The sequence below is a fragment of the Robertmurraya sp. GLU-23 genome (assembly GCF_052983275.1).
This window is the reverse complement of record NZ_JBRKCV010000001.1, coordinates 328,629-339,990: the sequence shown is the minus strand read 5'-3', so window position 1 is coordinate 339,990 and position 11,362 is coordinate 328,629. Positions and strand designations below refer to the sequence as shown.

15 protein-coding genes, 1 tRNA gene and 1 riboswitch are annotated in these 11,362 nt (G+C 36.8%); of the genes, 5 read left to right on the top strand and 11 right to left on the bottom strand.

Features of this window, described 5'->3' with window-relative positions; all coding sequences use genetic code 11:
- Positions 1 to 16: 16 nt before the first annotated feature.
- Positions 17 to 1,123: a glycine cleavage system aminomethyltransferase GcvT gene (gcvT, locus tag ACVBAX_RS01720; protein ID WP_447115641.1), complete on the bottom strand. Its 1,107-nt coding sequence runs from the start codon at positions 1,121 to 1,123 to the stop codon at positions 17 to 19.
- A gap of 146 nt (positions 1,124 to 1,269) precedes the next feature.
- A riboswitch (glycine riboswitch) is annotated at positions 1,270 to 1,362 on the bottom strand.
- 167 nt (positions 1,363 to 1,529) lie between these two features.
- Here gcvT and ACVBAX_RS01715 point away from each other — a divergent pair.
- Positions 1,530 to 3,218: a DEAD/DEAH box helicase gene (locus tag ACVBAX_RS01715; RefSeq protein WP_447115640.1), complete on the top strand. Its 1,689-nt coding sequence runs from the start codon at positions 1,530 to 1,532 to the stop codon at positions 3,216 to 3,218.
- On the top strand, positions 3,196 to 3,990 hold the full coding sequence (locus ACVBAX_RS01710; RefSeq protein ID WP_447115639.1) for a YqhG family protein: 795 nt from the start codon (positions 3,196 to 3,198) through the stop codon (positions 3,988 to 3,990). Before ACVBAX_RS01715 ends, ACVBAX_RS01710 begins: the two co-directional genes overlap by 23 nt.
- A gap of 10 nt (positions 3,991 to 4,000) precedes the next feature.
- Here the strand turns inward: ACVBAX_RS01710 and ACVBAX_RS01705 are convergent, their stop codons facing one another.
- From ACVBAX_RS01705 to comGA, 8 genes are all read right to left on the bottom strand, one after another.
- Positions 4,001 to 4,207 (bottom strand): YqzE family protein, encoded by a 207-nt coding sequence (locus tag ACVBAX_RS01705; RefSeq protein ID WP_430774891.1) that lies wholly within the window; start codon positions 4,205 to 4,207, stop codon positions 4,001 to 4,003.
- 65 nt (positions 4,208 to 4,272) lie between these two features.
- Entirely contained in the window at positions 4,273 to 4,644 is a 372-nt protein-coding gene (locus ACVBAX_RS01700) for a hypothetical protein (protein ID WP_447115638.1), read from the bottom strand.
- The gene (comGF, locus tag ACVBAX_RS01695; RefSeq protein WP_447115637.1) at positions 4,641 to 5,081 is read right to left on the bottom strand and encodes a competence type IV pilus minor pilin ComGF; all 441 of its coding nucleotides are present in this window, start codon (positions 5,079 to 5,081) and stop codon (positions 4,641 to 4,643) included. The genes ACVBAX_RS01700 and comGF overlap by 4 nt, the downstream gene beginning before the upstream one ends.
- A complete protein-coding gene (gene comGE / locus ACVBAX_RS01690; RefSeq protein WP_447115636.1) occupies positions 5,065 to 5,388 on the bottom strand; it encodes a competence type IV pilus minor pilin ComGE in 324 nt (107 codons plus the stop codon). Before comGE ends, comGF begins: the two co-directional genes overlap by 17 nt.
- Positions 5,372 to 5,806 carry a competence type IV pilus minor pilin ComGD gene (gene comGD, locus ACVBAX_RS01685; protein ID WP_447115635.1) on the bottom strand — a complete coding sequence of 145 codons (435 nt, stop codon included), beginning with the start codon at positions 5,804 to 5,806 and terminating at the stop codon, positions 5,372 to 5,374. The genes comGE and comGD overlap by 17 nt, the downstream gene beginning before the upstream one ends.
- Positions 5,799 to 6,119, bottom strand: a complete 321-nt coding sequence (gene comGC, locus ACVBAX_RS01680; protein ID WP_430774886.1) for a competence type IV pilus major pilin ComGC — start codon at positions 6,117 to 6,119, stop codon at positions 5,799 to 5,801. The genes comGD and comGC overlap by 8 nt, the downstream gene beginning before the upstream one ends.
- 19 nt (positions 6,120 to 6,138) lie before the next feature.
- The gene (comGB, locus tag ACVBAX_RS01675) at positions 6,139 to 7,170 is read right to left on the bottom strand and encodes a competence type IV pilus assembly protein ComGB (protein ID WP_447115634.1); all 1,032 of its coding nucleotides are present in this window, start codon (positions 7,168 to 7,170) and stop codon (positions 6,139 to 6,141) included.
- Positions 7,157 to 8,227, bottom strand: a complete 1,071-nt coding sequence (gene comGA / locus ACVBAX_RS01670) for a competence type IV pilus ATPase ComGA (RefSeq protein ID WP_447116016.1) — start codon at positions 8,225 to 8,227, stop codon at positions 7,157 to 7,159. The genes comGB and comGA overlap by 14 nt, the downstream gene beginning before the upstream one ends.
- A 146-nt stretch (positions 8,228 to 8,373) precedes the next feature.
- Here comGA and ACVBAX_RS01665 point away from each other — a divergent pair.
- Positions 8,374 to 8,445: transfer RNA gene (locus tag ACVBAX_RS01665), tRNA-Gln, on the top strand.
- Between the two features lie 38 nt (positions 8,446 to 8,483).
- Here the strand turns inward: ACVBAX_RS01665 and ACVBAX_RS01660 are convergent.
- A complete protein-coding gene (locus ACVBAX_RS01660; RefSeq protein ID WP_430774884.1) occupies positions 8,484 to 8,861 on the bottom strand; it encodes a Spx/MgsR family RNA polymerase-binding regulatory protein in 378 nt (125 codons plus the stop codon).
- Positions 8,862 to 9,062: 201 nt separating this feature from the next.
- Between ACVBAX_RS01660 and ACVBAX_RS01655 the strand changes: the two genes are divergently transcribed.
- On the top strand, positions 9,063 to 9,761 hold the full coding sequence (locus tag ACVBAX_RS01655; RefSeq protein ID WP_430774883.1) for a helix-turn-helix transcriptional regulator: 699 nt from the start codon (positions 9,063 to 9,065) through the stop codon (positions 9,759 to 9,761).
- 88 nt (positions 9,762 to 9,849) lie between these two features.
- Positions 9,850 to 10,095, top strand: a complete 246-nt coding sequence (locus ACVBAX_RS01650; protein ID WP_066049620.1) for a DUF2626 domain-containing protein — start codon at positions 9,850 to 9,852, stop codon at positions 10,093 to 10,095.
- A 59-nt stretch (positions 10,096 to 10,154) separates the two neighbouring features.
- Here the strand turns inward: ACVBAX_RS01650 and ACVBAX_RS01645 are convergent, their stop codons facing one another.
- Positions 10,155 to 11,231 (bottom strand): class I SAM-dependent methyltransferase, encoded by a 1,077-nt coding sequence (locus tag ACVBAX_RS01645; RefSeq protein ID WP_447115633.1) that lies wholly within the window; start codon positions 11,229 to 11,231, stop codon positions 10,155 to 10,157.
- Positions 11,232 to 11,362: the final 131 nt, after the last annotated feature.

The window sequence follows — 11,362 nt, the reverse complement described above, 5'->3', positions numbered from 1 at the left end:
ACGTTTGTTCCTCCCCTTATTTCTTTTCCCTTTTATAAAATGGTGTTGGTACCACTTTTACCTTCAAGCGTTTCCCACGAATCTCAATGGTTAGCTCCGACTCTCTAGTTATGACTGCTGAATCCACTAACGCTAAACCAATGTTTCTTTTCAACGTAGGTGATTGTGTTCCAGTCGTTACTTCTCCTACAAGTTGTTCACCCACATACACCGGATATCCATGTCTTGGGATTCCTCGGTCAATCATTTCAATTCCTATTAGTTTCCGAGGAACTCCAGCTTCCTTTTGTTGCTTTAAAGCTTGCTTCCCAATAAAATCTTCTTCCTTATTTACTTTCACAGCGAAACCAATACCCGCTTCTAGTGGAGAAATCGAGGAAGAAAGCTCCTGACCATACAGGGCCAAATTAGCCTCGAAGCGCAGAGTATCACGAGCGCCTAAGCCACAAGGAAGAACACCTTCTTCTTTACCTACCTCAAGAATTTTTTCCCAAAGGTAAGTCGCATCTTCACTATTACAGTACACCTCAAAGCCATCTTCTCCGGTATACCCTGTTCTTGAAACAAGTGCCTCTTTTCCTCCAATGGATACTTTCTCTTGAAATTTAAAATATCCAATTGTCGAAAGATCCACTGTTTCAACTAGTTTCTGAAGAACCTGTTCGGCAAGCGGGCCTTGAAGAGCTAACTGGCCCATTTGTTCAGAGAGATTCAAAACCGTTACATCCCCTTCAACATGATCGTTTAACCATGTGAAATCTTTTTCGATATTCGAAGCATTTACAACAAGCAAATAATGATCTTCATTCAATTTATAGATTAGAAGATCATCGACCGTACCACCATTCTCGTAGCACATAGCAGTATATTGCGCACCACCAATTTGCAGCTTTGATACATCATTGGTCATCATTTTTTGAAGGAAGGCCAAACTGTCTGTCCCTTTCACTTCAACTTCTCCCATATGAGAAACATCGAACAAACCTGCCTTCGTTCTTACAGCCTCATGTTCTTCTTTAATGCTTGAAAATTGGACAGGCAGTTCCCATCCTCCAAAGTCAATGGTTTTCCCACCATACTTCTGATATACATCAAAAAGCGGTGTTCTTTTAAGTTGCGCCACTATTATTTCCCCCTTATAAAATCATAAAAAAAAGGACAGAGACCCCCCTCTTTACTTAAGAAAGGTCTCTGTCCTGGCACCTGAAAGTTTACCGTTTGGCTGTCCCCTTTGGTGGCTTCAAATGAATGAAGCGCTCTCCAGAGTTGCGTCAAACAAGAGTTCTTTTGCCTGAGAGATTCACAAATTTTTTGTTTGCTCCTTCGGCGCTACTTTGTAGTAGTCTCTCCCCTTGTTCTCATTCGCATTATAAAAATTCCCAATTTGGATAATACTAAGCTGTACTTATAGAACATTCATCAAAATAAATTATAATGTGACAAATTTCAAAACTTTTAAGATATTAACATCCTACCATTTCGAAACCCATACGGCAATATATTTATCGATCAAAAAGGGAGTTGTTTTTATGACGGTAGAGATTGAGTTTGATTCCTCTTGGCAGGAGGGACTGGTAGAGAAAATTTCAAATGATGGTCCTTGGGGGAACTTTGAGTTATATAAACTAGCGGTAGAAGTTGAAAAACATACGGTTATTGATAATTTTGAGGGATTACAAGCTCCCAAACATCTTCCTCAATTAACACCGCTTCCCCATCAGTTAGAAGTGGCCAAGCAAGTAGTTGAAAACATGAACGGAAAAGCTATCCTTGCAGATGAGGTAGGTCTAGGGAAAACGATTGAAGCAGGACTTATTTTAAAAGAATACATGATCAGAGGTCTTGTAAAAAAAGTCCTCATTCTTGTACCCGCCTCCCTTGTCACCCAATGGTCATATGAGTTGACAAGTAAGTTTTATATTCCGGCAGTTTCTCAACGTAAAAGCTATGTGTGGGAACAGTGTGATGTGGTCGTATCTTCTATTGATACAGCGAAACGGGCTCCCCATAGAGAAATCATTCTCTCTCAAGATTATGATCTTATTATTATTGATGAAGCACATAAATTAAAAAACAATAAAACAAAAAACTATGAATTTGTACAAAGCTTAAAGAAAAAATTCTGCTTACTTCTAACAGCAACCCCAATTCAAAATCGAATTGGCGAGATTTTCAACCTTGTCTCACTTTTAAAACCAGGCCATTTAGGAAATGAATCTGTATTTAATGAAAAATATAAAAAAGATTCCCGAGATATCAACGATAATGAACATTTAAAAGAGCTTGTAAATAAAGTGATGATCAGAAATCGTCGAGCAGACACAGGTATTGAATGGACGAAGAGACAAGTTGAAACTATTCCTATTGAGCTTACTAAGGAAGAGCAGGACTTGTATGATTCTGTTACTGAACTACGGTCAGAGGGAGACTGGACAACCACTTCCGCTTTCTCAGTCATGACTCTGCAAAGAGAAGCATGCAGCAGTAGAGAAGCTGTCTTTTTCACATTAAAAAATATGCTTGAAAAGAAGGAAAACCCATCAAAGGAATACCAAGATCAAATCGCATATTTAATCGAGAAGGTAAACGCCGTTCATACAAATTCGAAGGCGGTAAAAGCGCTTGAACTGATTCAAAAGGTAAATGATAAGGTTATTATCTTTACGGAATACCGAGCCACTCAGCTCTACCTTCAATGGTTTTTAAAGCAAAACGGAATCAGCTCTGTTCCCTTCCGTGGAGGATTTAAACGAGGTAAAAAAGATTGGATGAGACAACTTTTTGAAAACAATGTACAGGTCCTTATTGCAACGGAAGCAGGAGGAGAAGGAATCAATTTACAGTTCTGTAATCATATCATTAATTTCGACCTGCCTTGGAATCCTATGAGACTTGAACAACGTATCGGGAGAATTCATCGCCTTGGGCAAGAGAAAGACGTGATGATTTATAACTTCGCCACCAAGGGCACAGTTGAAGAACATGTGCTTAAGCTATTACATGAAAAAATTAATTTATTTGAAAAAGTGATCGGTGATCTTGATGATATTCTTACTCGTTTAGAGTTTGGTAGCTTTGAGGATCATCTTTCAGATATATTCGGAAATTCCACCTCTGAAGGGGAAATGCGAATAAAAATGGACAACCTAGCATCTATGATCCAATTTGCTGAAGAAGTTAAGGAAGGTGATTATCGTGCAGCAACAGGAAATTCATAATTTTTTGGTGAAGTACTTTACTGCTAATCAATGTGAAATACTCGAGAATACCGGCTCATATTTAACTGTGCAATTAACGGTTGAACTAGATAAGGAATTAATGAATCGTCCGTTTTACTGGCATTACTTAGAAAAAACAGGTGGAGTTCCAAACCCTATGAAACTTACGCTTATTACAGATCAAAAAAAGACACCTGACGATATTAAAGGAGAAGTCATACATTTTGGTTCACCAAGACTTCATCAAATATTCAACTCATCTAAAAACCTTGCTGGATACATTCGACTCTATGAAGATCATCAAGCAACCATGGGTCAACAAGTACCATTACGTCCTTGGTTAGGTATGAACGTAAAAATCTCCTATCAATGTGACCGTAAAAGAGATGTCTTTCGATCAATAGGTCTACAATTAATTAATGGACATATGATTGAGAACTTCCACGATGAACTGATAAAATTACAATTAGCTCGCAAAATACCTGATTACTCCTTTACCTTATCACCACTTATTATGCCGAATAGTGGGGTAACACGAATTCAGAATATGATTCGCTCAAATATTCTGGAAGGAGATCATACATGGGCAAATGAGGCTAGAGAACGCTGGTCAAAAGACTTGAGGTTGCTGGAGCATTTTTATGAAGATGCGGAGGAAAAAGGCGAAAGCTATGATAATGAAAAACGAGCCTTACAGGAGCAATACGAGCCAAAAGTTCAAATTTCGATTATAAACGGTGGTATTTTTTACTTATCTGAAAAAGCGATTTAAAGGGAACGACTTATTTGTCATTCCCTTTAAATGATTTCTCTCTCTTTCCTTTGTTCATCATAATGACATATGGAAGAATACCAAACCAGCGAAAAGCAAATGCTTCTCTCGTTTCTTTTTTTTCCTTCCTCAGCTTTTTTCTTTCTTCCTTCGGTTGATCAATATATTTCACTACCGTTTGTGTAATGTATTTCACATAATCATTTATTGCGCTCATGTTTTTGCCTCCCTTATAGTCGTTAACAGTATGACCAAATACTAGTTAACTAAACCCATAGGGAACTACACTGGTAACATCCATCTTACTAATTTTCCGCTTCCTACCTCATACTGGGCTATCGCTTTAACAGAAAGTGTACCCTGAGTCATAAAATAAGTAACTTCTACATATTGGTTAGAAATCTGTTTAACTGTATACGTCACTTTGGCGTTTGTGTATGTTGCCATTCCATCTATAGGAATTACACCGCCTGCCATTTCATCAGAAATCCTCTTGGATGTGAGCAAAAATAAATACTGTCGTTTTTCTTGTTGGTTGACTGAAGACACTATCCCTTTTTCCGATACATACTGATTAAACTCAATTGTTAAAAAAAGTGAGACTAGTAGAAAAATACACAAACTAATAGGATACATAAATCCCTTTTCATTCATGAGCCTCCCACCACCTGAAGGAAAGGAAACAGTTCGTCCTCATATACAACATGATTGTTACCAATAACAAGAATGGAGATACTATTTTGGTTTTGATTGAACTCAACACTACTTATATTTTGCAACACAATTTCATGCCCTTGAAGTTGCACCAGCCGACGGATATATGGTCCATATTTCTCATACGTGACTAATTCCCCAACACTTTGCAAATAAAGCTTGCCGTTTTTTACCTCAACATATTCACACCCTTGAAGCTCCCTATTTAACTGACTAATAAAGAGCTCGAATTCTAGTTGTTGTGTACGGTTCGCAACATGGTTCATGTTTAAAATAATTGAAAAAATATAAGGTAAAAATGACGCAAGCATACAATAAATCGTGAAAGATACCAACATCTCTACTAAAGTAAATCCCTGATTATTGAAAACTGTCACAGATGAGAACTTCCTTCTTGAAGGAATTTTCATAGCTTACACACACCTCATTTTTAGACACTTCCTTTATCAAAGTAAACGACTTCCCTTTTCTCTGTACTGTTAATTGGTCTTTAATAACTCCGGTAAACATTGCTTCCTGTAAAGAGTCATATAATATCTTTGATGCCTCACGACTATATTGGTTGTTAAGCGACTGCTTGCTCACCTGAATATACATTGGTAGTAAAAATAAAGTTAATACCAACCAAATTGACAGAGAAAGTAAAAGTTCAACAAGGAAAAATCCATTAGTTTTGTACAACATGAAATCTCCCCTTCCCTATGTTAAACGTAAATTTATACCGTTCTGCTTGTATATCGATATACAAAGTACCAAATGTATTTATATTTCCAGAGGTGTTATATCGAAAATACAAATTTTGTGAACCTTCTCGAATGTTCACCTTGTCTGAGTATGTTCGATCGACAATAAATTTCCCATTCTGATCCTTAGCGTAATATCGATGAGATAGAGGGAAGATATTTACAGAAACAACTGTATGATTTGAGATAGCATATTGTTGCATGTAATAAAGATCATCTTTGAATTGAGAAAAGAAGAGCTGTTTATCGAGGAAAAACATTTGAGGACGAACAAAAAGAAAAGAAAACGAGACAATTAAAGCAAACATACTTAAGACAAAAATAGATTCTATTAAAGTAAATCCCTTATTGTTATTCATTATTAGTTGAGACCACTCCCGTAGATGAGATTGTCACGATATCTCCATTTGGACAGGAGGATTGGTTTTCTTGTAAAAATCCTTCTGTTTGCAATTCTGCCAGACCAGTTGGCAAACGATTATTGTCCATTTCAAAGGACTGAACCTGTGCTTCTACCATTTTTATAAAAGCTTCACATCCTTTTTCCTTTATATTGCTGTTATGCTTACTGATATTCGGAACTGCAATGATTAATAATACTGAAATCACAAGCAAAACAATCATCATTTCAATAAGTGTAAAAGCCTTCTCATTTTGGATGAATTTTTTCATTTTTTACTCTCCTTAAGATTTATATACCATCCATTAAATGAAACATTGGGAGTAGGATGGATAAATACATTGAAATAACCAATAATCCTACAATTAGATAAATAGACGGTTGAATAAATTTCATAATATGATTCACTTTTTCTTGGAATCTATTCATACAATAACTGCTAAAGAAAAGAAGCTCTTGATCAAGACGGCCATTTTTTTGCCCGTGCTGAATGACCATCGGCAAATCACGTTCAAATATCGTTTGCTTTTTAATAATTTCTTCAAGACTAATCCCTTTTAATAAATGTTGCTTTAAATAAGCTCCTAGTTCTTGATCAAACTTGTTTTCCTTATTTCCTTCGAAAAGACTTACCGCCTCATAAATCGAAAGTCCCCCTCCTAGCAAGTAACTCATTTGCACAGAAAAATAGTGAGTGATTAATAATTGGAAAAACACACCACACCAAGGAATGGATACTAAAATCTTCTTTTGTTTCATGGCGGAATAGTTTTTGAACACAAAAAGATAGTAACTAGCAAAAATAAGTAGAGTTACGACAAAGAGAATGCTAACGAAAGGGAATGTAGAACCAATTAGGATAATAACCTCTGTAAAGAGGTTTGAAGGTAAGCCCATGGACTGAAAGAGAGATACAAACTTTGGTAAAAGAAATTGATCTACAAACACAAAAAGGAGAATAGTAGTAAAAACAAGAATAAGAGGATAAGTTACTATTTTAATTAGTTCTTTCTTATCTTTTTGCTGCTTCATCATATAATTACTTGCTTCTATATACGCATGAGCTTGGCCACCATGTTGCTCTGCAAAATACACATAGCTAACTAAGGTTTGATGAAAGCCTAATTTTTGAATCACCAACGAAAAAGCGAAACCCTCTCTTAATAATTTAATGCTGCTATTAAGCTCGATTTTCTTCCCTTCAGCCATCTGTAAGGAAGTAGATTCCAACGCTTCGGCGAGAGCATAGCCCCTATCCAGTAATTCTCCCACATGTTTTAACAAGTTGGATTGCTCCGTTAATAGCCACTTATTTGATTTCATTGTCTAACACCCATCGATCATACTCCGTTTCTTTAATAAACCCTAATGCGATTCCCTTTGATATGACCTTTCTTAGAGTTATATAGTCATACGCTCTTTTTTCCCCTCTTGCTTCATTTATAACATGACTTAAAGGTTGACCAGCTAATATCTCAAAGACACATGCTTTTTTTGAACGATCACAAACAAAACAAGCGTTTGTACATTCTGTTGTACAGAGTGTACAACTAAGTTCTACTAACCTTTGAGCTGTTACTGCAACTAGCGTTTGTTCAATTTCAATCCAATCTACTCCAAACTCTAGGAGCCGATAAATAGCCCCCTTTGCATCTCTAGTGTGCATGGTTGATAACACAAGATGGCCTGTCAATGCTGCTCTAACGGCAGTTTTCGCTGTCTCACTGTCCCGAATTTCCCCCACCATAATAATATCTGGATCGTGACGAAGGATGGCTTTTAATCCAGCCGCATAGGATATTCCAGCCTTTTCATTCACTTGAACCTGTAAAACAGCGTCACTTTCCTTTTCAATTGGATCTTCTAAAGCAATCACATTTCGGTCAAATAAATTCGTGCTCTTTTCGAGCAAGGTGTATAAGGTTGTGGTTTTCCCACTTCCGGTTGGACCAGTCAAGATAATTAATCCGTGGGCATGTTTAAGTAAGGCAAGAAGCTTATTGGTCATATAAGGGAATAAGGAAACTTGGTGGGAAGGAATTGATTGGTGCTCGGGGAGCAGTCGTATGACTAAACTTTCTTTTTTGTTGCCAGGAAGAGTAGAGACGCGTAAACCAATTTGCTGATGATCGACTATTATCGAATAGGAACCGTTTTGAGGCCGTCTTTTTTCCCCAATATCCATGGATGCACTAAATTTAAAATGGGAGATTAGCCTTTCACATTCTTCAATAGGGAACGAGTAGCGAGTGACGAGGCGATGTGCCACTCTGAATTGAACAAGAGTGTCATGCTTTCGGGGGATAATGTGGATATCGGTTGCTTGCTTTGTAACAGCATCCTTCAACATTCGATCAGCTAATTCTTCAATCGAAGTCAACAATAAGACACCACCTTTTCATTTGGATAAACCTATCGTATCATTTCAATAGTAAATGATGGGAGAAAAAGTGTGTATATTTTTCAACAAAGCAACCATAATAATTAGTACAAACACAGTATTTACATCATTAATTATTACAAAGATGGGCTATAGCCAAGCGGTAAGGCAACGGACTTTGACTCCGTCATGCGTTGGTTCGAATCCAGCTAGCCCAGTAAGAAAAAGGGAAGACGGCCGTCTTCCCTTTTTTCTGTTAGCTGCTTTTTTTAATTATTTTTTTGTTCACAATACTCTTCAATGCGTCTGGGTTGTAACCGACCACTAACTTTTTTCCATCAGTAACGATAGGTCTTTTTAGCAACCTCGGTTCTTCGACGACCATATTGATAACCTGTGAAAGAGTAAGATCATTCACATCTTGGTTTAGACTTTTAAATATTCGACTTCTTGTGGCAAGCAATTCATCCAATCCCTCTGTGGTAAGAGATAGTAATTCTTTTAGTTCCTCACTTGTCGGTGTTTCTTTAAATAAATGCCTCTCCTCATATGCAACTCTATTGGCTGTCAGCCACTTTTTTGTTTTACGACAAGATGTACAACTTGGATAAGTGAAAAATGTCAAATCATTCATCCTTTTCCCCGCCTTTTAAGTTGTTTTCATTACTTTGTTAAATACATTTTAACCTTTTGTATAACATTTGTATAGTTATTTGTTCAATATTTCGCCAACAAGTTGTGAACATTTTATAAACTTATAGTGAATACAGTTTTTACTACCGTCGGCTGTATTATAATGGAATAAATTCAAGGATACCCGAGAGGTGTGGCTAAGATGGAACAGACATTAAAAATAACAAATGTATTATCGGACCCAACTCGTTATTACATTTATCAGTACATTACAAAAAGACATCAAGAAGTTACCGTTCAAGAAATTGCAGACAATTTTAATATTCATCCGAACGTAGCAAGATTACATCTTTCTAAGCTTGAAGATGTGAATATGCTAATCTCGGAAACAAAAAAAACAGGCAAGGGCGGAAGACCAAGTAGGTTATACCGATTATCTGATGACGTTATTCAGTTGAATTTTCCGTTCCGAGACTATCAAATGTTAGCTAAAATTACTATGGAATCCATGCTCTCTCTTGGAGAAGAAGGTCATAAAGTATTACGAATGACCGGGAAAAGATTTGGTAAGGAAATGATTGAACAAGAAATGGCCAGATCTCATAATGGAGAGTTCCCGACGTTTGAACAAAAGTTAAACACGTTAAAAAATGCTTCAACAATGGCTGGCTTTTATCCAGAATTCGAAGTGAGTGAAGATCAGTCTCGTATATACTTTCAAATTTTCAACTGTCCATTTAAAGAAATTGCGACAGAACATCCAGATGCTGTTTGTGAAACACATCACGAATTTTTAAAAGGGATGTTTGAATCACTATTTAATGAAGTTGAACTTGTAGAGAAGCAAAACATAATCAATGGCTGCGATGCTTGTGCTTATCAAGCATTAATCACGAATTAAAAAAAACAAACTCCTGTTTACTTTTTCATAGCGTTTACATTATAATATTGTAAGGTAAGGGACTTGTAGGGTGAAAAGGAGGGATCATATGGATCGTATGTTTAGAGTAATGGGGTTTTGGACAGGTATTTTTGCCGTTATGTTCTACCTAGGGCATATGCCACAAACATCATTGCTATTCTTTGGTCAAACGGGGTTTTTCATTCTGTTAAGCTACCTAAAGCTTTCTGAACGTATGTATATTTATATTTTCGGTGCCTATTTAACAGTGTTCTTCGTTGGCTTTACATACTGGACAACATTTATGATGACACCAGGTGCTGGCGGACATTAATAGGAACGAAGCCCCATGAAAAAGGGGAAAAAGCGATGGAATTGATCCATCGCTTTTTATTATATAGAGAACTCACTTGATATATTTTTCGATTGAACGACTACTTGAAAGTGGCTACTCATTCCACCCGGAGTGATTAAACTCCTTATCGCTCGGTTTCGTTTACTTTGTTCCGAAAAGGGATTTGAATCATAATGATCTTTTAATAAATCTAAAATACCAATTTGTAAGAAGAATTCATCTTGCCTCATAAATCGTTCTAAGTTAAGACCATACTTTTTTCCAATCTGAATGAAAGGATCCCACTGTACATGTGAGGTGATATCCATCTCGCCTGGGTGTGCAAGGAGATTTGTTTTCATTGTGTGTTTCGAATATCCCCTTAAGCTACCTTGTGAGCGACCTGGTTCACCCCATTCTGAGTCAGTATAACCGTAATCAACAGATAGCAAAATTCCCGAGTCAATTATTTTTGAAATCCCTTTTATAAATTCAACCATCGCTAAGGGTACTTCCGCACGCTCGTCTTCTCGCAAGTTTCGCATATATTCTGTCACATAAGATTGAACATTCGTGTTTACTAGAGGTACTAATAACTCCTTTAAGTCCTCGTTCTCTACCGTAATCATCACTTCATGAAGGATCCCCTTTCTCTTCTCGATCACATGTACCGGGAGAGCATCGAATAATTCATTCGAAAGAATCATTCCATGAAAGCCTTTAAGCTCACTCAAGTTATTAATGATTTTAATTTTCTCATCATCTATCGCTTTTTGAATAAGTTGCTGATGAAAAGGACTGGCCTCTAAGATGAAATATGTAATAGGATCGGTAGTTAATACACTCCATTCTTCCAAAAATGCTTGAGCAAATCTTCCTGATCCAGCTCCAATTTCACAAACAGCAGCAGGGATAATCCCATTGGATACTTGCTTATAGTACCATCTTGCAATTAGCTGGCCATAAATATTTCCAATGTTACTTGTTGTAATAAAATCCCCTTGACGACCAACCTTCTCTCCAGCTTTCATATAATATCCACTTTCCCTATCATACAATGCTACTGACATATATTCAGCATAAGAGATTTGCTGACAATTGGATGAAGTGATCATTTCTTTTATCTTTTCCTTCACTAGCATATCCCCACTATCCTCTATTGACACAGTATTTATTTTATAATATCGTATAGTAATTAACCATCCCTCCCAAAAAGGAATGGTAGTATCCCTATTAAAAGACCCTACTCAACTTGAGAAGGGTCTTT